This is a genomic window from Oceanobacillus bengalensis (assembly GCF_003628445.1).
In the GTDB taxonomy this organism is placed as follows: Bacteria; Bacillota; Bacilli; order Bacillales; family Amphibacillaceae; genus Oceanobacillus; species Oceanobacillus bengalensis.
Genome location: NZ_RBZO01000002.1, coordinates 1 through 22772, shown reverse-complemented (window position 1 = coordinate 22772; position 22772 = coordinate 1). Strand labels below are relative to the sequence as shown.

General features: G+C 36.3%; 16 protein-coding genes and 1 riboswitch. Of the genes, 7 read left to right on the top strand and 9 right to left on the bottom strand.

Annotated features, from left to right (window positions below; translation table 11 throughout):
* The first annotated feature begins 75 nt into the window (after positions 1-75).
* Complete coding sequence (locus D8M05_RS01815) at positions 76-792, top strand: hypothetical protein (RefSeq protein ID WP_183072678.1); 717 nt, start codon at positions 76-78, stop codon at positions 790-792.
* 251 nt (positions 793-1043) lie between these two features.
* Here the strand turns inward: D8M05_RS01815 and D8M05_RS01810 are convergent, their stop codons facing one another.
* On the bottom strand, positions 1044-1802 hold the full coding sequence (locus D8M05_RS01810) for an acyl-[acyl-carrier-protein] thioesterase (protein ID WP_121128062.1): 759 nt from the start codon (positions 1800-1802) through the stop codon (positions 1044-1046).
* A gap of 279 nt (positions 1803-2081) precedes the next feature.
* On the opposite strand from D8M05_RS01810, the gene D8M05_RS01805 reads away from it, so the two are divergent.
* The 4 genes from D8M05_RS01805 (at position 2082) to D8M05_RS01790 (ending at position 7615) form a co-directional block, all read left to right on the top strand.
* The gene (locus tag D8M05_RS01805; RefSeq protein WP_121128060.1) at positions 2082-2447 is read left to right on the top strand and encodes a response regulator; all 366 of its coding nucleotides are present in this window, start codon (positions 2082-2084) and stop codon (positions 2445-2447) included.
* Between the two features lie 89 nt (positions 2448-2536).
* Positions 2537-5503 (top strand): EAL domain-containing protein, encoded by a 2967-nt coding sequence (locus tag D8M05_RS01800; protein ID WP_183072677.1) that lies wholly within the window; start codon positions 2537-2539, stop codon positions 5501-5503.
* Between the two features lie 46 nt (positions 5504-5549).
* Entirely contained in the window at positions 5550-5930 is a 381-nt protein-coding gene (locus D8M05_RS01795) for a PilZ domain-containing protein (protein ID WP_121128056.1), read from the top strand.
* Positions 5931-5947: 17 nt separating this feature from the next.
* Positions 5948-7615, top strand: coding sequence for a sensor domain-containing diguanylate cyclase (locus D8M05_RS01790; RefSeq protein WP_121128054.1), 1668 nt, complete (start codon positions 5948-5950; stop codon positions 7613-7615).
* Between the two features lie 278 nt (positions 7616-7893).
* Here the strand turns inward: D8M05_RS01790 and D8M05_RS01785 are convergent, their stop codons facing one another.
* The 6 genes from D8M05_RS01785 to D8M05_RS01760 form a co-directional block, all read right to left on the bottom strand.
* The gene (locus D8M05_RS01785) at positions 7894-8745 is read right to left on the bottom strand and encodes a CheR family methyltransferase (RefSeq protein WP_245985133.1); all 852 of its coding nucleotides are present in this window, start codon (positions 8743-8745) and stop codon (positions 7894-7896) included.
* A complete protein-coding gene (locus tag D8M05_RS01780) occupies positions 8738-12016 on the bottom strand; it encodes a response regulator (protein ID WP_121128052.1) in 3279 nt (1092 codons plus the stop codon). Before D8M05_RS01780 ends, D8M05_RS01785 begins: the two co-directional genes overlap by 8 nt.
* Before the next feature lie 253 nt (positions 12017-12269).
* Positions 12270-14741, bottom strand: a complete 2472-nt coding sequence (locus D8M05_RS01775; RefSeq protein WP_183072676.1) for an EAL domain-containing protein — start codon at positions 14739-14741, stop codon at positions 12270-12272.
* A 95-nt stretch (positions 14742-14836) separates the two neighbouring features.
* Positions 14837-15010 carry a sporulation histidine kinase inhibitor Sda gene (sda, locus tag D8M05_RS20865; protein WP_121128048.1) on the bottom strand — a complete coding sequence of 58 codons (174 nt, stop codon included), beginning with the start codon at positions 15008-15010 and terminating at the stop codon, positions 14837-14839.
* Positions 15011-15365: 355 nt separating this feature from the next.
* Positions 15366-16274, bottom strand: coding sequence for a chemotaxis protein (locus tag D8M05_RS01765; RefSeq protein WP_121128046.1), 909 nt, complete (start codon positions 16272-16274; stop codon positions 15366-15368).
* Positions 16275-16375: 101 nt separating this feature from the next.
* On the bottom strand, positions 16376-17671 hold the full coding sequence (locus tag D8M05_RS01760) for an NCS2 family permease (protein ID WP_121128044.1): 1296 nt from the start codon (positions 17669-17671) through the stop codon (positions 16376-16378).
* Between the two features lie 154 nt (positions 17672-17825).
* A riboswitch (purine riboswitch) is annotated at positions 17826-17926 on the bottom strand.
* A gap of 145 nt (positions 17927-18071) precedes the next feature.
* Here D8M05_RS01760 and D8M05_RS01755 point away from each other — a divergent pair.
* Both D8M05_RS01755 and uvsE read left to right on the top strand, forming a co-directional pair.
* On the top strand, positions 18072-19076 hold the full coding sequence (locus D8M05_RS01755; protein WP_121128042.1) for a tetratricopeptide repeat protein: 1005 nt from the start codon (positions 18072-18074) through the stop codon (positions 19074-19076).
* A 177-nt stretch (positions 19077-19253) separates the two neighbouring features.
* The gene (gene uvsE, locus D8M05_RS01750) at positions 19254-20207 is read left to right on the top strand and encodes a UV DNA damage repair endonuclease UvsE (RefSeq protein ID WP_121128040.1); all 954 of its coding nucleotides are present in this window, start codon (positions 19254-19256) and stop codon (positions 20205-20207) included.
* Between the two features lie 71 nt (positions 20208-20278).
* On the opposite strand, the gene D8M05_RS01745 is transcribed toward uvsE, so the two are convergent.
* Positions 20279-21178, bottom strand: coding sequence for an alpha/beta fold hydrolase (locus D8M05_RS01745; protein WP_121128038.1), 900 nt, complete (start codon positions 21176-21178; stop codon positions 20279-20281).
* Between the two features lie 685 nt (positions 21179-21863).
* Positions 21864-22562, bottom strand: a complete 699-nt coding sequence (locus D8M05_RS01740) for a hypothetical protein (RefSeq protein ID WP_121128036.1) — start codon at positions 22560-22562, stop codon at positions 21864-21866.
* Between the last annotated feature and the right edge of the window lie 210 nt (positions 22563-22772).

Sequence of the window (22772 nt, the reverse complement as noted above, 5' to 3'; positions counted from 1 at the left end):
TTGCTTCTTTAAAGATATGAGCTGCAAGGTAAAATATATAAATTGTGAAGTAACAATCGAACTTAGAAAAATTTCTTGCTTGTACTCTCAAGTTCAAAAGGAGCTCTCAAGATTAAAATAGAGCAAAGTTCTCTTAAAATGAACTTGATAACCCTTCTCAAGATTAAAATAGAGCAAAATTCTCCTAAAATGAACTTGATAACCCTTCTCAAGATTGAAATAGAGCAAAATTCTCCTAAAATGAACTTGATAGGCCTTCTCAAGATTAAAATAGAGAAAAATTCTCCTAAAATGAACTTGATAACCCTTCTCAAGATTGAAATAGAGCAAAGTTCTCTTGAAATGAACTTGATAACCTTTCTCAAGATTGAAATAGAGCAAAATTCTCCTAAAATGAACTTGATAACCCTTCTCAAGATTAAAATAGAGCAAAATTCTCTCGAAATGAACTTGATAACCTTTCTCAAGATTAAAATAGAACAAAATTCTCTTCAAATGAACTTGATAAGCCTTCTCAAGATTGAAATAGAGCAAAATCCTCTTGAAATGAACTTGATAACCTTTCTCAAGATTGAAATAGAGCAAAATTCTCTTGAAATGAACTTGATAACCCTTCTCAAGATTAAAATAGAGCAAAATTCTCTTCAAATGAACTTGATAAGCTCTCTCAAGATTGAAATAGAGCAAAATTCTCTTGAAATGAACTTGATAACCCTTCTCAAGATTGAAATAGAGCAAAGTTCTCTTGAAATGAACTTGATAGGCGCCGTTTATGGGAATTTCCCAAAGTAGTGCTACCTCGCATTTATATCATTAGCAACAACCAATATGAAAATTAACCTTACTCCCATTTTAATCGATAATGATTCTCATTATCAAAGAGAATGCATCACATAATAAAAATTAAAATAAAATTATGACAAAAAGTGTCACATTGTATATAATAAACACAAAGTTACCTAAGAAATCTTTATGTCCTTCGTATTAGATGGCACTGTAGTACCTTCTTGCCAACAAAAAAAGGAACCAAAAAAGGCTCCTTCTTAATGTATTTCTCCAATTTTCACTTGTGCTCTAAATACTGTCTTTTGACTTTCTTCGTTTACACCTTCAATATATAGCTTATTCGAACCGGTAGCTGAAGTATCTATATTTAAAATAATTACATCTCCAGGTAATGCTTCGTTAATAAAATTCACTTCAATTGTTTTTGCACCCATTCTCTTATGGGCTTCAATAGGAAAACAATCCATAATAAAATCAACATATTTTGAATTATTTAGGTATCCATTAAAATCAACGTCACTATACCCAATTACCCGTTTGTATGCAGTCTCCATTATACCTGTGTTTTTTAACTTACCTAATTTACTATCAATTGCTCTTTCCTCAATAGGTGACGGATAATTAAGCGATATCGAACTGGCACGCTTTAACTTTCTTTCCTTTTTATCCATCACTACCCATGCAGAAATAGCTCGAACAATGACTTCACCATTCCGATCACGCACAAGGTAATCCCGATCAAATTCCAATCTTTTCGGTTCTAATGGCCAGGTCTCTATCGTAATATCTTCATCCCATTTAGGTAGTCTCGCAATATCCACACGTATTCGCATCAATATCCAAAGTGCATTATGCTCCTTTTCTAATAAATCAATTCCAGCACCAAGATTAGCTGCGGCTTCACTTGCAATATCCTGGAAATAACTAAATAACACGCTTAATTTAAGATCTTTTTTAAAATCAACATCTCTAAGATCAATATGGTATTTCTTCTTAAATAAGGTAACAGCTTCCATATGTACGCCTCTCTCACATCGATAGTATATTAATTACTCTCTTTATTTTAATCGATTAGGAGCCTGGCACTCAAGAAATAGGATGTGTTTCCTATAGTAGTTCCTATTGAATCATTAGAAATAAGAATGTATGGGGATACTCCTTTCGCCCCCTATGTAGGAGAATAGAATTAGAAAGTAATTTCGGGTAAGGGGCAAAATACTAGACTAATCACTAATGCTCTATACTAACGCAACAACTTTTATCTGAATCATTAAAAGACGACAGGAGGTTTTACAATGATATTACTTATTGATGACTCCAGATTTATGCGAAATTGGTTAAAGAATATCGTAGAGCAGCATGGCTATACTACAATTGAAGCCTCAAGTGGAGAGGATGGCATTAGGAAATATCATACATTAAAACCAGCTATCGTTATCCTTGATATTACCTTGCCTGATATGGACGGAATAACCGTTTTAAAGAGAATAATAGAAATTAATTCAAATGCAAAAGTAATCATGTGCTCCGCGATGGGGACAAGGAACAACATGATTACAGCACTACAAATAGGTGCAACAGATTTTATCGTCAAACCACACTTTGATAATTTAGTTTCCATTATTGATCGTATGAAAGAATCAGAAGTTATCTCAAGGTAAAGTAAGGTACAACAGAAATGTTTACTGATTGTACCTGCTAAAGTATCGGAATGGATGTCGGGAGGCCATTCCAGTTAGGGGGAGTTCACATGGAAAAAAAGTTATTTGATCGGTTTAAAAGAAAAGGGATATCAACGATTTTCTCAAATCAATCTACTCCTATACAGGATGGGGATGACTTACTAAGTTATTACGCATCATTGGCACTCTATCATCCAGATATCATTTTAGTATTCTCACCAAATGGGCAGATTGTCTCACAAAATAGAGATAGCATTCGTAAAATATTAGGTTTCTCACCTGAGCAGGGTACAGATTTCAAAAGAAGCATGCCGCCTGAAACATACGATATGCTTCATCTAGCATTTAAACAAGCATTAAAAGGAAATGCCGAACGACTAGAGGTCAATTTACCAACAATCTATGATGAACTTATTTATCTATCTACAACCTTTATCCCGATAAAAGCGAGCGACAATGTTGTTGAAGGGGTATATATTTTAGTCCAAAATATTACGGAGAAGGTGGAACTACGACAAACGTTATTGATTCGTGAAACCCATTTAAATACTGCCCAAACGGTAGCTAAAGTTGGCAGCTGGGAATATTTAATCGCAGAAGATAAACTAACTTGTTCCGACAACTTTTACGATATATTCGGAATTGACAAGACAGTCGCATTACCAATGAATTCAACTTATGAACTCGTTCATCCAGATGATTATGGTACCACATGGGATATCATGAGTGAATCGCTGCAAAAAGGGACTGGCTATACTGCGGATTTTCGCATCCATCATGGAAAGACTATGCAAGTCCGTTACCTTAGGGTTCAGGCAGAAACGATTAGAAAAAATGAGAAACCCTATAAATTAGTAGGCGTTATTAAAGACAATACAGAACAGAAACTACTTGAATTAAAATTGACGGAAACGAATAATCGTTTGATCCATATTTACGATAATTTATCCATCGGTATTTGGATGAGAGAAAAGATTGATGGGAACATTGTTTTTGCTTCTAAAGGAATAGAAGATATTTTACAAATCCCTTTAGAAAAGCTTTATAAAGAACCAGATTACTGGATGAATATGATTCTCCACTCTCATCGTCAAGAGGTTTTTAAAGCGTTTAAACGATTACGAAACGGCGAAAGGATACAAGTGAAATATCGTATAAAAAGCGGGGATGGAAAAACGAAATGGTTAGCGGAAGAAACAATACCTTGGGTAGATGAAAATGGCGAGATAACGAATTTATTTGGAATGGTTATAGACATAAGTTCCGAAATTGAAATGCAGGAAAGATTACAATACATTGCGAGTTATGATAGCTTGACCGCACTACCGAATCAGAAAACCCTTTATGAAAAAATAGATAAACTGTGTGAAAATAATCAGCCATTTGCTTTACTGTATCTAGACCTAGACCGATTAAATGTTATAAATGATTCGCTAGGTTATCATGTTGGTGATGAACTACTTATTCGTGTTACAAATCGACTCACCCAGGCTCTTCCAGAAAGCGGATTCCTTTCTCGTATTAGCAGCAATGACTTTGTTATTCTAATAAAGGACTATGCATCTAAAGATAGCTTATTTCAGTTTGCCGAAGATATAATAACACGTATCCAGAAGCCAATGACAATAAAAGAATTTGACTTACAAGTTACGACGAGTATGGGAATTAGTTTCTTCCCAGAGGATGGCAGGGATAAACTAACGTTACTAGAAAATGGACATACTGCCTTATTTCATGCCAAGAAGCATGGGAAAAATAATTATCAAATTTATTCTAACTCGAGAGACATCTCTTCTTACAAGAAATTCATCCTGGAAAAGGATATGCGAAAAGCGTATGTCAATGAGGAGTTTGAAATCTATTATCAACCTCAAGTAAATGAGAAAGGTATTCTTCAAGGTGCTGAAGCGTTATTACGTTGGAACCATCATGACTGGGGACTAATTTCACCTGGAGAATTCATCCCATTAGCCGAAGAGAATCATTTAATTAACAATATAGGTGACTGGGTTATCCGAAAAGTTTGCGCCCAACTAAGGGATTGGAAGGATAAGGGGTATACACTCCGCCCAATTGCAGTTAACCTGTCCCCTATTCGCTTCATGAAAAAGGGATTAGTAGAATTAGTAAAAGAACAACTAGAGATTTATTCCATTCCAGCAAGATACTTGGAATTTGAAATAACAGAAGGATCTAAACTAAAGAGCGAAAATAGCGTTCTAACCGCTCTAAAAGGATTAAAAGAACTTGGAGTAAAAATAGCAATTGATGATTTCGGTGTTGGCTATTCCTCCTTAAGTTACTTGCAAGAATTCCAAGCAGATACGATTAAAATCGATCGGAGTTTCGTTCAAAATCTTAGCCCAGAAAACAAAACAGAAAATGCAATTGTTTCTACTGTTTTACATCTTGCAAAGGGACTCGACATGAAGGTCGTTGCAGAAGGTGTAGAGGAGTACGATCAATACCTTTTCCTTAAACAAAAGGAATGCGACATTTTCCAAGGTTATCTATTTTCTAAACCTATTCCATTACGGCAATTTGAAAAAATACTAAAAGTAGGATATATCAAATTAAACGTTCAGAAACGGACTTTTTCCAAGGAGAACGAGCGTAGAGAATCCTTTCGCTTTGATTTCCCTTATCCTCTACTCGGTGAAATGAAGATACTAGAAGTAAATAATCGGAAAGTAAATCTAGGTTCTGCAAAAATATTAATCGAGAATTTAAGTATTGGCGGACTAAAAGTTTTGTCTACATTAAGGCTGCCGATTCATACGAACATGAAATTCAATTTTACTTTTCAGATTATGAATGAAACCTTTCATTTATCTGGTACATTCGTTTGGAAAAGCCAATCAAAAGAAGAAACGTTCTTTTATGGTATTGCATTCGATACAACTGAACAAGAACAGAACAGGCTAGCTGAGATTATCAATAAAATGACTGTATTGAGTAACTTAAACCAAGAAATTCCAAATACAACGTTTATTTATGAAAATACGTATGCATACTTGCGTAAAAATCCATTATAAAACTCGGTAGTCTGTTCCTTAGTTATTCATAGTAGGTGATATATAAATGATGAGATATAAAAGAGATGAAGCATTTCGTTACGTTTTTGGCACACCATTAGATGCGCTTTTTCAAATTGTTAGAATCGATGACGATCCAGTGAAAACGTCTGATGGTATTGCTAAGATTATTGACCTTAGCCCAGAAGGTGCGAAACTTCACTTAGAATTAAACATACCAGAAGTTGAGCATAAAGAAATTATATTACGGGTCATATTTCAAATAAATGATAAGGAATTTAATCTTATTGGAAAAATTATGTGGAAGCGGCAATTTGGAAACACCTATGATTATGGGATACATTTTGACATGGAAGAAGAAGTTCAAGAATCGTTAATTGTACAACTGAAAATTATCGCTAAGAATGAAGTTGCACATACGCATTAAGGGGAAGGAGATGGATAATGAATCAGTTGAGTCAACTTTCAATGACTAAAATAATATTGGATGGAATACAAGATATTGTATTTTTAATACGTGTGGAGGAAGAGTTTTCCTTTTATTATGAATTTATCAATCGCGCAGCAATAGATAGCACAATATTAACAGTGAAGGATATTGAAAAGAAAATTACGGACATATATCCTCTTGAAACAGCGAATTTCTTATGTGAACAATATAGAGAAGTTGCAACAAGCTTGAGCGTTTTGACTTACAAAGATTCTTATCTTACTCCATCTGGTGTGCGCCACTATTCAGAAACAACGTTAACACCTTTGACGAATGAGGAAAACAAGTGTACACATATTGTCGCTGTCGTTAAAGATGTAACGGATAGAAAACTGGCAGAATTGGAGTCAAAGAAATCAACAGAGCGGTTACATGAGAGCAAGCAAAAATATCAATCTCTCTACAAATATAATTTAGATGCCATTATTTCGCTTAATTTAGACGGATATATTGAAAACGCAAACCTTGCAGCGGAAAAGATCCTTGGATATAGCCGTGAAGAACTGAAGCAAAGGCATTATTGTGATTTTGTTCCTACCGATGAGGATATAATGCTTGTTCAGAAAAATTTCCAACTAGCTATCCGTGGTGCTGCACAGGATTTCCCAGTGAAAGTTAATGATAATCTTGGAAATCCAATTCATGTCGTTACTAAGTTTACGCCAATTATTGTAGACAAGAAAGTTACGGGTATTTACGGTATTTTCAAAGATATATCTGATCATATTGATTTATTGAAGAAGTTAACGGAAAGTGAAGAGCGTTTCCGAATAATCGCCGAAAACGCCCATGTGCTTATTTCCTTAATTAATCCCAATGGGGAAATGACCTACGTATCTCCTTCTTATAAGGAAATACTTGGCTTTGACTATTATGAGTATGAAGGACAATCACTCTTCTACAATGTATTTCCAGATGATGTTGAAGCTTTAAAAGAGGCGATGAATACCTCCATTGCGAGTGGGAAAACATGTAAAATTCAATTCAGACAGCGCCATAAAACGAAAGATTGGATTTGGTCTGAAATGGTTGGAACACCAGTATTTGATGATGAAAATCAGTTAGAGCATATCGTTGTGCTAACAAGGGATATAACACCAGAAAAGGATTACGAGACACGACTGAAGTATTTTGCACTACATGATACGTTAACAGGCTTACCAAATCGCCGTTTATTTAATATACGCTTGTCTGAAGCTGTGAAAGACTTCCAAGAAAATGGGAATAAGCTTGCAGTCCTGATGATGGATATGGATAATTTTAAACAGATTAATGACACCTATGGACATGATATTGGGGATAAAGTGATTGATGCATTCGGAAGACGAATCTGTAAATGTATTGATGAGAAGGATATGGTGGCAAGGCTTGGTGGAGATGAATTTGTCGTCTTATTACCAAATGTTAAATCAATCAACAATGCAATAATGGTTGCAAAAAAAGTAGAGATACTGATGGAACAACCTTTAAAAATTGATGACATGCACATCGACCTGAAGACGAGTATTGGAATCTCCTACTCAATATCAAATGAAACTTCAACCCATACCATACTAAAAGAAGCCGATAAAGCGCTCTATATCGCCAAAGACGCAGGCAAAAATACGTATAAAATATTTTAATCTTCTTTTAACGGTGCCTGTCACTTATCGATTTATGTCGACAAGTGACAGGCATTTTTTTACTCTTATCCTCTTTAGAGCGATGACACCCTCTCTCTTCTACCACTTTACCTAACCTTCTCCTTCAAAACGTCCATGGCCATCATCATCCCTTATAATCACGAAACAGCCGAAGTCCAAATTGGATTCCGGCTTTTCATTTCTAACCTATATCATCTATATCTCCATCATTAGCGCTATAGCACCGTAAGCAAGGCCTGTACACGTAGGCACCCATACTAATTCACTTTCTGATACAATTTATGTTTCCCACTTAATTCCTTGTAATGGTCTGCTTGGTTCGTATAGGCAATTGTTTCTTTATCACCAAGACCGAGAATTCCGAACATACCTAAACTCTCATAGAAAAGCTGATGTACTTTTGCTTGTAATGTTTTATTAAAGTAAATGAGTACATTTCGGCATATGATAACATGAAATTCGTTGAAAGAACGATCTGTAACAAGATTGTGCTGGGCAAAAACAACATTCTTCGTTAGACATGGATTGAATCGTACACCATTATTTGTCGCCGTGTAATACGCTGAAAAAGCATCTTTTCCTCCAGCTTGTAGGTAATTACTTGTATATTTCTTCATATTATCAAGCGGATAATAACCGTTTTTAGCAATTTTTAACACATCTGCATTGATGTCTGTTGCATAGATTTTCGTTTTATCATACAATCCTTCTTCTTTCAGCAGGATTGCCATTGAATATATCTCTTCACCCGTTGAACAGCCAGCATGCCAAATCCGAATGGAAGGATAGGTGCGTAGTAATGGTACGACCTTCTCCCGAAATTGCCCAAAGAACAGGGGGTCACGGAACATCTCTGTTACATTGATTGAAAAATCGGCCATTAAACGCTGCACACAGCTGGTATCATGTAATACCTTATCCAATAATTCGAGAATGCTAGATACCTTCTCAGCTTCCACCCGATGCCATATCCTTCTCCTTATCGATTGGTAAGCATAATCCCTATAATCGTATCCATACCAATCATAAATTCCTTGCAAAAACAATTCAATTTCTAGTTTTTCAAGGTACTCGAGCGAATCCATTTCAGTTACATTTCTATCAACCATTTTCCTCGTTTTTCCCTTCCAAGTCGAATAACCAAACCTTGATTAAGGAGATTAGCTGATCTGTATCCACTGGTTTAACAATATAGTCTGATGCTCCACTGGACAAACTCTGCTCACGATCCCCGATCATCGCCTTAGCGGTTAGAGCAATAATTGGGTGATTTTCATAGGCTGGCATTTCTCGTATCCGCTGCATTGCTTCATACCCATCCATTTCAGGCATCATAATATCCATAATGATAAGGTCAATCGATACATCTTCTTCTAATATTTTTAAAGCTTCCATCCCATTTTCCGCAAAACGAATATCCATTCCGGAATGCTCCAGAATACTAGATAGCGCATAGACATTACGTACATCATCATCAACTAACAGGATCTTTTTCCCCTGAAGTTCTACCGCTTCTATGGGCTCCTTGGTCAACGCTTTATGAGAATTACGTTCATCAGGATTTACATCATTCAAATATAATGCCAGTTCTTCTTTTAACCTTCTTGGAGAATGCTGGTCCTTAATAATAATCGTGTGTGCATATTGATTTAGGAAATATTCTTCTTCAAGGGTAACGTCTTTTCCTGTATAGATGAAAACTTTCAGATTTTGATTTTCTTTTTTATCACTCATTTTTTCTAGCAAATCAAACCCAGAAGTATCCGTTAATCCTAAATCGAGGATTAAACAGTCATATTTATTTCGTTTTAACTCACCAATTGCTTCCTTACCTGATGAGACAGCTTTCATAATAACGTCCATATCCCCGATTAACTCCATTAGACTATTCCGTTGGTTCGAATCATCATCAACAATTAATAATCGCTTAATATGGCTATATTCTTCCACTAGCTGCTCCGTTACTGCTACTACAGGTTCTTCAAGCTTTTCCCCCACTTGTGGTTGGGAATCCACTTTTTCCTCAACGGTTGCTGCAACTTCCTTAGAATGTACAAATTCCAGATTAGTATCCGTTTGTGCTTCATAATTTCTGAGGTAAAAAGAGAATGTACTTCCAATACCCTCTTCACTTGTTACAACTACCTTTCCACCAAGAAGACGTGCCAATTCCTTACTAATGGACAAACCGAGACCTGTACCACCAAATTTACGACTTGTTGTACCATCTGCCTGCTGGAAAGCGTCAAAGATAAGATTCAGATTTTCTTTTGCTATCCCGATTCCTGTATCTGTTACAGAAAAAACAAGTGATTGATGAATCGTAGCATTCGGATCCTGTGAGATTTCTAGTGTTACTTTCCCTTTTTTCGTAAATTTAAATGCATTTCCCAACAGATTTTTTAATACTTGTTGCAGTTTCCCTTCATCAGTGAAAATAGATGTTGGCAAATTCTCGTTCAATATAATATCAAATTGTAGATTCTTTTCACCTGCGACTGGTTTAAAATTACTTTCCACTGCCGCTGCCAAATCCGTTAATACAACATTGCTTGGATAAACTTCCATTTTACCAGATTCAATTTTAGATAAATCTAATATGTCGTTAATTAATGCCAATAAATCCTTGCCAGAAGTATAAATCGTTTTTGCAAATTCCACCTGTTTCGTAGACAATGCACCATCATCATTATCGGATAATAATTTTGATAAAATTAGCATACTATTTAATGGTGTTCTAAGTTCATGTGACATGTTTGCTAGAAATTCAGATTTATATTTCGAGCTAGATGCAAGTTGTTTGGCCTTCTCTTCTAAATCTGCTCTCGCCTGCAGTAATTCTTTATTTTTCTCCTCAAACATCTGATTCTGTTCTTCTAAACTGATTGCCTTTTCTTCTAATTCTGTGTTTGTTTGTTCAAGTTCTTCCTGCTGACTTTGGAGTTTCTCCTCGGATTGTTTAAGTGTAATTGTTTGTTGTTCTAGTTCTTCATTTGTTGCTTTTAACTCATCTTGCTGTGATTGTAGTTCTTCGGATTGGGTTTGAATTTCTTCCATGAGCATTTGTGTTTCTTCTAATAGTTTTGTTTGTTTAATTCTTCCTAGAACACTCTCTAGGATAATTCCTAAATCGATTAACATTTCCTCTAACAATATTTGTTCCTTCTCACCAAAAGGCTCAAAAGAGGCAATCTCAATAACAGCCCTAACCTCCCCCTCAAAGAGAATTGGAAGCAAATACAAGTTTAGTGGTGTAGCTTCACCCAGTCCTGACTTCACTGAAATATAATCGGGAGGAACATTTGATAAAATAATCGGTGACTTCTCACGTGCACACTGTCCAATTAAACCTTCACCAGTTCGGAATGCAGTTGTCATATGTTTCCGTTCTTTAAAAGCATACGAGGCACGTAATGTAAAAATTGCATCCGAGTCTTCTTCGTTTTCATTAGCGACATAGAATACAGCATGATTACCATGAACAAGTGGGACAATCTTGGACAAGAAAGTTTCCGCTACATATTCTACTGATTTTGCTCCAGTTAAACTCGTCGTAATATCTGCGATGCTTGATTTAATCCATATAAGATTCTGTTCTTTATCTCTTTGTTCCTCTAGGGTCGCTGCCATTTGATTAAATGACATTGCTACTTCATCAATCTCATTATTCGCAATAACTTCTACTTTGGTATTTAAATTTAACTTACCACTTGCAATTCCACTCATCACATTTGAAACCCTATTTAACCTTGACGATACGCTCCAGTTAGTCCGTAATAGAAGCATCATGATAATGACAATGATAGCCGTTAAAATAATTACTTCCATTACAATTGTGCTACTAAATGATGAACTTTCTGTTTGGAAAGAAGTGTACATTCTCGTTTCATATGCAGTCGTAAGCTCTGAAATCAAATCCAAGAAATCACGATGAAATTCCATGGAGTCTTCGCCAATTAATGCGACAGCCTCTGCTTTATTCCCGTCATTTACCAGTCGAATTAATTGATCCTTATATAGGATGAATTCCTGGTTCGTCTCTTTTAATTGGGTAATTAAATCATGCTGTTCAGTTTCTCGCCCTAACTCCTCTAAGATATCAATATTTTCATTGATTCGATCACTAATGGTCTGTATCTTCGTAATTTCACTTTGAATGGTCTCTTCATTATTGAATAACGTTATATTACGTAGACTAATCGATTCATCTTTAATATCTCTGTGCACAGATTCTGCTAATACCATCCTTTCATAATTTTCATTTAATGTTTCACTAAAATTATTAAAGTTCGTAATCTGCATTCTTCCACTTACAATAAGAATGATAAGAAAAATAGGCAATGTACTTAATGCCAGCAATAGTTTTGTTCTAATTTTCACTTGCTACATTCCTCCTTGAAAAGTGTAAGCACCCGTTTAGCGAATCGTTCTTGATTTACTCCATGAATTACTTCTCAGACCAACTACGTGCAGCTTTGCGAGGAGCGCGATCTCCCCGAATAGACTTGCAACGTGACGAGCACACTGATGTTGACTTAGATTGTCGTGAGGTGAGGGAAGTCGCGCTACAGCTTTAGCGCTGGAGCTAGACATCCGATATTCGCGATTACCTAAGAAGGCTTTATCCATTACGTTATTCACCATCACTGATACAGTAACGGTACACCAATGCCATTGCCTGTGCACGATCAGTTACCACTAGCTTCTGGAAAATATGGGAGATATGATTTTTTACAGTATGCTCACTGATAAATAAACGTTGAGATATTTCTTTATTACTTAACCCAGCTAAGATTAACTCGAATACTTCTAACTCTCTTTGCGATATGGTGTACATTTCCTTCAACTTTTTGAGTGCTTGAGGTACTGGATTTGACTTTTGTAGCCGTTCCCTTTTCTCTTCCATTGTAACTGGCGGCTTATCGGTAGACTTAACCTCATATTTGCCATCTACTATCATTTTCTCAAATATCGGTCTCTGGGCAGGAGGACTGAATAAATAACCTTGGACTTCATCACATTCATGTAATTTGAAGAACTCAAATTGTTCCTCCGTCTCAACACCCTCGGCTATAATCGATAGTTTTAACGCTTTTGCTAACGAAATAATTCCCGTGATAATTGCTCGATTCTTTGATTTCTTATCCATGATACCTTGAACAAAGGAGCGGTCAACTTTAAGGATGCTTACTGGTAATTCTTTTAAATAATGCAATGAAGAGTAGCCTGTCCCAAAATCATCAATACTAATACAAATGCCTAAGTCCATTAAATGTTGTAATGTACTTTTTGAAAATTTCTCGTTATTCAGCAAGGCTGACTCGGTTATTTTGATTTCTAATAGATTCGGTGATACATTGGTTTCCTTTAAGATTCGTTTCATATCATCTACTACATCTGTTTGTAGAAATTGCTGCGCCGAGAAATGAAAGGCAATTCGAATCGGTGCCATTCCAGCCTTCTTCCATTCTTTCAGTTGATGACATACAGATTCTAGCACCCATTTATCAATTGCAACAATTTGTCCCGTTTGTTCTGCAAGCGGAATAAACTCCTTCGGTAAGATAGAACCCCAATTTAGGTGATTCCAGCGTATCATCGCTTCAGCACTTTCCACTTTTCCAGTTTTTACATTTATACGAGGCTGATAGAGTATTTCAAATTCTTTCCGATCAATAGCTTTATATAACTCATTCTGCATCATAAATGATCGGTATGACTGTATATTCATTCCTGCATGGAAAACATGATAATTGTTTTGCCCTATTTCTTTCGCATGATATAAAGCAGCATCAGCATTTTTAACTAACTCGGAATAATCTTCTCCATCATAAGGAAAGATACTGAGCCCAATACTCATTGTTAGATAAAGCTCGTAGTTGTTAATGACTAAGGCTTGCCTGAAAGCATCTCGTATTCGGTCTGCAGCTACTAACGCGCTATCCCGATTCGTATTTGCAAGTAGTATCGCAAATTTATCTCCACTGATTCTAGCGACATAATCCTCTTCACTTAGTGTCGTCACAATCCGCTTTGCAATCTTTTGAAGGACGCGGTCACCCATTTGATTCCCGAGTGAGTCATTGATATTTTTAAAGCGATCCATGTCTAAAAACATAATTCCTAGAGACTGATTTGCACTTTTTGCTATCTGCAGGAAATCTATCACTGTTTCACGCCATGCTCTTCTATTTGGTAGAGTCGTTAGCGCGTCGTAATACGCCATTTTTTTAATCAATGCTTCATTTTCCTTCTGCTCGGTAATATCTCTTATTGTACAGGCAACAATATACCTGTCCTGAAGAAATTTTAGTCCGAATTGCAGGTCTACGATTATGGACGTTTCATCTTTTCGATTTATACTTACTTCCTTTTGATGATCAAAGCCCCTTAATGTACCAAATGTTTGAATCGTGTCGAATACCTTTTCTATATATCTATTTGCTGTATCCTCTGTAAATAGAATGCGAATATTTTTTCCAATCAGTTCATCTTCACTGTATTGAAACATCTGACGGACAGAAGGGTTTACCTTTATAATGGTCCCATTCTCATCTAAAATAAGCATCGAATCCTTTGATGTCTCACTAATCACATTTGCTAACGTTTCTGACAGCCTGAGTTTCACAGCTAATTCCGAAAGTTCCTTATTGGCTGCTTCCAGTTCTGTTGTCTTTTCTGCTAAAGTGGTAGCTTGTGTAATAAGCTGCTGTCTCATTTTATAAATCCCAACAAATCCTTCTACTTTTGCCTTTAAAATTAATGGATCAACAGGCTTTAAAATATAATCAATTGCACCTACAGAATACCCCATAAAGATATGTTCTGATTCTAAATTATTTGCTGTAATGAATAAGATTGGAATATTTTTCGTCTTTTCTCTTGCTTTAATTATCTTTGCCGTGCTAAAGCCATCCATTCCTGGCATTTGCACATCTAATAAAATGACTGCAAATGTATTTTTAAGTAAAAACTTCAGCGCCTCTTCTCCCGATGAGGCTTTCACTAAGTTATATTCTTCTTTTTCAATAATTGCTTCAATAGCTAGTAAATTCTCCGGTCGATCATCGACAAGGAGTATATTTATCTTCTCATTATCATGCATAGTCGACTCCCTCTCCCATAAAACAACACAATTTCGACACATTTCTAGATTACCATACTCTAGAGGATAAAGGGACTAGACTTAAATGGAAAAATCTACTCGTGATTCAGGGTCAAATGATTGCAATTGCGTTCAAATTGATCTGATGAAGGGGAAATTCCCCTCCTATCTAATTCTGTAATTAATAATGCTACAAAATCCCCTTCTAAATGATATTCTCGTGCTTTCAAGTAAGCTTCTATAAGTAGTTGATCGCTTAAATGTTCCATTAGACTCCCCCATTTCATTGCCGCTATTTTCCTATTTATAATTGTAAAGAAACAGGGACAGCTTGTGATGAGAAGCCATTCCTTTTATGAATAGTAATTTTTTCTTATTTCTTGGCTGTTTTCGTAATGTTTGTTGCTTTTTATTCTTTGTAGTTGACGTAAATTGTTTACTTATTTAATTTAGAATAGTTTAGTTCACTCTTACGCTTATTAATGTTCGGAGCTACCATTCGCTCCGGTAGAATACCTGATCATTAAATAGCTTTATCTGAGGGGGGACTCCAGTACAGCAGACGGGTTTTAGGATGTTAACTTTTTTCCAACTAAAAAATGGAAGAGCAATCACGCCCTTCCATCATAAAATATATTTATCTATTTCACGCACAAGATTAACGAGTTTCGGTTTACTAACTTGGGCACTTGCCCCAACATTTTCTCCCTTATGATACAGGTCTTCCGTGATAATTGATGAGAAAATAACAACAGGGATATCCTTTAATTGCGCATGTTGTTTGACACGATACGTTAAATGATGCCCATCCATTTGTGGCATTTCAATATCCGTTAAAAGTAAATGGACACGATCATTCGGTCCTGAATCTTCTGCAGCTATCGTTTCTAGGTATTCCCAAGCTTCTCTTCCATTTTGGAAAAATGTTACATTATCATAACCCGCTTCACTTAATGTGTCTTTTAGTAATGCGCGTAACACAGCTGAATCTTCTGCTGCAACAATTTTTTTTGAAGAGCGCTCGCGACGCCCTAATGTTTTAATGCTATCTACGCTTCCACCAAGTTCAGGATTAATTTCAACAACTACTTTCTCCATATCTAGTAAAATAGACATCATATTTTCTAGTTTAATAATTCCTGTTGCATATGGCTGTTTCCCTGCTGATAATTCATTTGGTTTTTCGATTTGCTCCCATGAAATGCGATAAATTCGATTCACTTCATGCACACGGAATGCGATTTTTACATCATTTAATTCTGCAATAATGAATTTATCTTGTTCAGGTTGTTCGGACTGCCGAACATTGATTACATTTGCTACATTAACAACTGGGATTACTTCCCCACGTAGATAGATAACCCCTTCCACATAATGATGGGAATTAGGGATTTTTGTAATTGGTAATGGTGTAACAATTTCTCGTACCTTTAAAACATTTATCGCAAAACTCCCATCGCCAATCCTAAACAGAATGACTTCAAGTTCATTCGTTCCACTTTTTAATAAAATACCATCGTTTTGTGTATTCATTAATGCCTCTCCTATATATCAGCTTTTACTAATAGTTTACCATAACAGATTAATAAGAATGAAGAACGTTTCATTACATTTGATATCTCAATACTGTTCATCTATGCGATAAAAATAAAATACAAAATAAATAATAAGCAAAGGGCGTACATAATTGGATGTATTTCTTTATACCGTTTTTGTGCAATTAGAACGAATGGATAAAGAATGAAGCCGAATGCTAGTCCCATTGCGACACTTGAGGTAAGTGGCATCATAATAATTGTTAAAAATGCTGGAATAACAATTTCGATTTTACTCCAGTCAATGTTTTTTATATCCATCGCCATTAATGCCCCTACGATAATTAGCGCTGGTGCTGTTACTTCTGTTGTAATAACAGAAAGAATTGGTGAAAAGAACAAAGCAATCGCAAAACATAATGCAATAATGACTGACGTAAATCCTGTTCTTCCCCCAACTGCAATTCCTGCTGAGGATTCAACACTTGTTGCAGGTGTGGATGTTCCGAGCACCGCACCGATTGCACCAGCAGAAGAGTCAGCTAGTAATGCTCGTCCAATTTTTGGAATTTCATTATTTTTCATAATTCCTGCTTGGCTCGTAAGCGCAATTAATGCACCGGCCGTATCAAAGAAAGCTACAAATAAAAACGTGAAGATAACGGCTAAAACCTCAGGGGTAAAAATATCTTGTAAATTCATAAACACAACACCAAACGTCGGTTCAAGACTTGGTATCGTACCGATAATGGATGATGGGATGCTAATTAACCCGACAATCATTCCAATAATCGTCATAATTACCATGCCGTAAAAAATCGCTCCATTTATACCACGTACCATCATAAAGATTGTAATGATAAGCCCAATAACAGCTAATGCAACTTTAGGTGATGTTAATTCTCCAATCGTTACAAATGTATCTGGGTTTCCTACAACAATTCCCGCATTTTTTAAACCAATAAATGCAATGAAGAACCCTATTCCAGCAGCAATAGCATGTTTTAATGCCTCTGGAATCGCATTAATTATCTTTTCACGGATCTTCATCAAGCTTAGAATCATAAAAATAACGCCTGCAATAAACACACCTGTTAATGCTACTTGCCACTCTATTCCCATCCCGATACAAACAGAAAAGGTGAAGAAGGAATTAAGCCCCATACTTGGTGCGATAGCGATTGGATAGTTAGCAAGAAGCCCAATAAGGACTGTACCAACGATCGCAGTCAGTGCGGTTGCAGTAAATACTGCCCCCCTATCCATCCCAGCTTGACTAAGGATAAGCGGGTTTACGACTAATATATAAGCTACAGAAAGGAAGGTTGTGATTCCCGCTAGTGTTTCCTGTTTAAAGGACGTATTCCGTTCCGTAAATTGGAAAAAATTCTTCATGATGTTATATCTCCTATTCTACTAAACTCTGTATAACGAAGAGCTCGCGGCGCCCGCTTCGTCTCGCTAGTCGCTGGTCCGCTTGCACTAGACAAAAAAAACTTTGGCAACAAGCGACGGCCAAAGTTTCATCTACGAAAGGAATAAAAAATATCATCTATTTCCCACCCCTTGTAGACAGCTATTTAAGGTAGCTGGTAGAAACGTCCAAGCCATATTCTCAGGACTTATACAAGGTATAGCTATTCTATTTTTAAACAATAGAAAAATCATAACAATTTTAACCCGACACGTCAATGGGGTGCCTGTCACTTGTCGAAAATTGTTAGAATTTGTTGATTAAGAAAATGGAAATGATATGATATGAGGTAAGAAATCAATCTGAAGAAAGGGTGTCTTAATGGATATACAAGCCTTACAAAAAGAACTTATAGAACTAAAGTTCCAAAAAGCAGCAAAACTACTAGATTCGATTGAAAATAGTGATGATAAAACCAAAGTGATTTCTGAGGTTTTTGAAGCATGCCATCTATCAGACAGTACTCTTTCAGATGATATCTACATCCTTTATGAACAAATCCGCGCTCTACCTCAATATAATAAAGACTTCCAAGACATATTCATGCACGATATATTGTTAGTTTTACAGGAAATAGTCAATCCATCAGACGAACTTGCGACAATTTATATAGAAGATGGTGAGTTAGAGGAAGCTGTTACGTTATATAAAAAATCGATGCAAGGTAATGTGGAGGCCCAGCTTGAACTCGGAAAATTCTATAAAGCTATTGGGCGAGATGACCTCGCATTTATATGGTATGAAACTTCGGCAAATGCAGGTAATGCAGATGCTATGTACTGGATTGGTAATTATAACTATGATGGCATTGTTGTAGAGAAAAATTGGGAGAAAACATTTATATGCTATAAAGAAGCGGCATTACAAGGTCATCCAGATGCAATGAACAATTATGCAGATATGTATTTCCGCGGGGAATACGTGGAAAAGGATAACAAACGTGCCTTTGAATTATTTTCTCTTGCTGCTGAAAATGGTGTCATGGAATCCATGTACACAGTAGGCTATTTATACGAAAATGGAATTGGCACAGAAGTAAGCCATGAAAAATCAACATATTGGTACACCCAATCTGCACTCGCTGGTGATGTTTTTGCTGCTAACCGTCTTGGACATGAAGCCGTGGAGGAAGGCCGCGGTACGGATGCCATTTATTGGTATAAAATGGCTGCAGACAGACAAGACGTCTATGGTGCATTTAACCTTGGCATGTGCTATGAAAACGGCATTGGTACCACAATTAGCATAAAAAAAGCAAAACATTGGTATCAGATGGCTGCGATTAAAGGGGATGTGCAAGCAAGGGAGCGGTTAAGCAAACTGTAATTTTGGTGCCTGTCACTTGTCGAAAAATGTTGGAATTTGTTGTTTTTCCTTTATAAGCAAACTCAGATAATTTCGCTGTCCCCATTGATTAGGAATAATGAATCGTGTTATCACAAATCATAATAGTATTGCTATAAGCGTACTGTCTTTACTACATACAAATAAGGGGAGACAACAATGAAAATTCGTTTCGGTTATGTAGCTACTGCATTAGGGTTGTGGGATGCTAGTCCTTCCAAGACGCTAACATTTAAACGGTATACGGCCCTTCCTAAACACGAGAGATTGGACAAACTTAAATCCATTACCGCACAAAATTTGCATCATACGAAAAGAATTTTGCATTATAATATTGCACATGAAATTAAACTATATCGTTTTTCAAGCTCGCTTGTCCCCTTAGCGACCCATCCAGAAGTACTATGGGACTTCACCACTCCATTTAAAAAGGAGTGGGAAGAGCTCGGTCAATTAATACAACAGTTCAACATTAGACCAAGTTTTCATCCAAATCAATATACACTTTTTACAAGTCCTAAAGAGCATGTGACCATGAATGCAGTGATAGATATGGAATACCACTATAAGATGCTTGAAGCAATGAACGCCCTCGAAACAGGAATTATTAATATTCATATTGGTGGGGCCTATGGAGATAAAAAGAAGACTTTAAGAAGATTCCACTTAAATCTTAAGAATCTACCAACAGAAATTAAAAATAAAATGACCCTCGAAAATGATGACAAAACCTATAATGTGGAAGAAACATTGGTTGCTTGTGAAGAGGAAAACATTCCAATGATTCTCGACTACCACCATCATATGGCTAATAAAACGGAGGGAGAACTCTCTCATTATTTACCACGTATATTTAACACTTGGAACGTTAGGAATCACATACCCAAAGCACATATTTCTTCACCAAAGTCGGATCAAGCCTATCGTGCCCACGCTGATTTTGCCTCATTCGATTTTGTACTTCCTTTTTTAAAAATGGCAAAAGAACGTAATCAAGACTTTGACATAATGATAGAGGCGAAGCAGAAGAATATGGCAATGCATCGACTTGTAGAAGAAGTAGCTTCCATCCGGGGAATAAAACGAATCTCGAGTTCTACGGTGGAATGGTAATTTAAAAAGTTATGATTTTCAACAAATGCGCCCTATTTTGGAAATCCAAGATAATAACTGGCAAAAGCTAGTTAATTTACTTTAAGTAACCTATTCGCAATCTCAGAAATTGATTGGATGACAATGTCTGGTCTATCAATATGTATGGAATGGCTTGAACTTCTTACAAGTAAGATATTGCTATCATTAGAAAGCTTTCCCTGTCTGGTAATGAGTTCTTGCCATTTTTCTTCAAAGGCTCTTGATTCTTTTTCTGGTAGCCCATCCTGTATTCCTATTTTAATGCTAAACGCTTTATCTCTTCCTAAAACAATTAGTGGTACATTGAGAGTCGTTTCTAGGGACTTAATAACCTTAGCATCTTGTTTCCAATTACTAATTTCAGAGTACATCGCTTTGTATAATGAAGGTCTTGTTTGAAAATCTAATAATCGTTGTTGAACCTCTTTAGGAATTGATTTTAGCTTTTCTGAAAGAATAGGATGTATTATTCCCCTTAATTGCTCCTGTTCCAACGAGGAATATAATGTGCATTTCTCTAACCAGACTTCATCTGCCTCATCTCTATCTAATACAGGTAAATCCAACTCGTCTAATTCCTGTAAATCCACAGAGGTTGAATCCACTAAAACAATTCCTGCAATCTTCTGAGGATAACATTTAGCAAAATGTTGTGCACACAACCCTCCATATGAATGACCCACCAAAATAATTGGCTCAGTAATTTCGAGAACTGACATTAAATCGAGTAATTCTTTAACAACAGCCTCCGTATTGCGAACCTCATTCCCAATTTCACTTTCTCCAAGTCCAGGTCTGTGAAACATTACCACTCTATTTGTTTCACTTAAAGTCTCTGTAATGTTGTGCCATTCGTCAAAAGAACAGCCCATCCCCGTTAGTATGATAATCGTTTTCCCTTTGTTACCTTTCCTAAGTACCTCTATCTTCTTTTGTTTTACCTTTAAAATTGAAATAATAATTATTCCCCCAAAAAAACTCTACCACCAAGAGCCACTATATTATTAGTAAAAACTTTATTCAAGAAACCTTCTGATTGATTAGTAGGCTGTTTTCTAAAAGATTGTTGTTTTTTCAGCTATTGTAAATTTAATTCATAGTTGATGTAAATTGTTGATCTCTTTAATTCAGAATAGTCCTGAAAACACCGTCCCGGAAGGTTTAAGTTTCTAACCTTTATCTCCTGCGATACATATAGTCAAGAGCATAGTACCACTACTAGTCCGGGTGAGTGGAGGGCGGTGACTCCTACGGGAATAGCACGTGTCCGAAGACCCCGCAGCGGCGTTTTCTCCGCGAGGAGGGCTGAGGCCGTGCCCGTGGAAAGCATCCGCCCGGAGCGATCCCGGACGGCGAGATTTGCTCCTGTTTAAGATAATCTAAATTAAGTTAGTTCGAAGTTTATATAAAATGTCAATTATAATAAAGCAACAAATTATGCGAAAAGAGCCTATTAGAAAAATAACCTGCATACTGAGATGAAAACATATTCTATTCATTTTAGATTGGGCGATTTATTAAACGCACTTTTACTATATCCATTACATTCACCTAGTAAATCTTAAAATCCTGCCCGTTATCCATATTGACAGTAGCTACCGACTTTTTTGCAGAACGAAGAAAGGTAAATAACTTTTATTGAGCTTTACTGTTTACTCGTGCCATAAACAAATAACCAATCACTGCCAATAGCCGAACTTTATCCTGTTTGGAAAGCGTGTCCGACAACTCGACAATATCATTATGCGTATCCCTGAATATATTTTTATATTCGTGAGGAAACTTACCATTATAAAAGTAAGCCCACTGTTTGCCTTCTTCATCCTTCCATCTAAAATCTCCAGAAAAACCGGATGCTTCAATAGAAAGAACCTCCTCATCCTTTTCGTTATACAATTTGCCTTTAATACGGAATAAAGCCTTCAGTTCCTCCTGTATGTATGTACCAATATCCTGATTCTCCCTGTCAAAAATCGTTAGCTTCACCTGCTTCAACCAACCTGTTTTCCGGAATGTGAATTGGGTTTCTTCATCATGAGATATAAATCCGTAAGTTAACGGAAAAAGTTCATGTAGCGACTCGTTAAAAATGCGAAATGGAAACATCCACCACGGAATTTCAAGCGGCTTCATTATACCGATAAAATTACCATCTTTCTCAAAAAACAGTAACCTTGGCGTGAACCCAACATCCTTTTTAATCACCACATGATTCAAGTCGAGCAACCGCTGCTTTGAATTAGGGAAGTCAATATCCTTTACTTTGTTGTAATGGGAACGACTGCTGAAAATAATGGCGAAAACCAATCCAAGAGGGAATAGAAAAAACAACATTTCTAGCCATTCTCCTGTTGTTTTTGGGGTATTAAATAGTGTCCACCCTATGATGACAAGTATAATGAATCCTAAAAAGACATAACCAAGTGTATATGGTAACTTAAAAGTGAGCCACCATAGCAATTGAAAACTGAGCCACTTTTGATAGAAAATAACCCTAATGACATGTTAGGGGGAAACATCAGGAGTGATTATATTGAGTGAGAA

Bases quoted from the DNA above. Each gene is read 5' to 3' on its own strand.
- D8M05_RS01810 (WP_121128062.1), bottom strand. From the start codon at position 1,802: ATGGAAGCTGTTACCTTATTTAAGAAGAAATACCATATTGATCTTAGA.
- D8M05_RS01805 (WP_121128060.1), top strand. From the start codon at position 2,082: ATGATATTACTTATTGATGACTCCAGATTTATGCGAAATTGGTTAAAG.
- D8M05_RS01800 (WP_183072677.1), top strand. From the start codon at position 2,537: ATGGAAAAAAAGTTATTTGATCGGTTTAAAAGAAAAGGGATATCAACG.
- D8M05_RS01795 (WP_121128056.1), top strand. From the start codon at position 5,550: ATGATGAGATATAAAAGAGATGAAGCATTTCGTTACGTTTTTGGCACA.
- D8M05_RS01790 (WP_121128054.1), top strand. From the start codon at position 5,948: ATGAATCAGTTGAGTCAACTTTCAATGACTAAAATAATATTGGATGGA.
- D8M05_RS01785 (WP_245985133.1), bottom strand. From the start codon at position 8,745: ATGGTTGATAGAAATGTAACTGAAATGGATTCGCTCGAGTACCTTGAA.
- D8M05_RS01775 (WP_183072676.1), bottom strand. From the start codon at position 14,741: ATGCATGATAATGAGAAGATAAATATACTCCTTGTCGATGATCGACCG.
- sda (WP_121128048.1), bottom strand. From the start codon at position 15,010: ATGGAACATTTAAGCGATCAACTACTTATAGAAGCTTACTTGAAAGCA.
- D8M05_RS01765 (WP_121128046.1), bottom strand. From the start codon at position 16,274: ATGAATACACAAAACGATGGTATTTTATTAAAAAGTGGAACGAATGAA.
- D8M05_RS01760 (WP_121128044.1), bottom strand. From the start codon at position 17,671: ATGAAGAATTTTTTCCAATTTACGGAACGGAATACGTCCTTTAAACAG.
- D8M05_RS01755 (WP_121128042.1), top strand. From the start codon at position 18,072: ATGGATATACAAGCCTTACAAAAAGAACTTATAGAACTAAAGTTCCAA.
- uvsE (WP_121128040.1), top strand. From the start codon at position 19,254: ATGAAAATTCGTTTCGGTTATGTAGCTACTGCATTAGGGTTGTGGGAT.
- D8M05_RS01740 (WP_121128036.1), bottom strand. From the start codon at position 22,562: ATGTTGTTTTTTCTATTCCCTCTTGGATTGGTTTTCGCCATTATTTTC.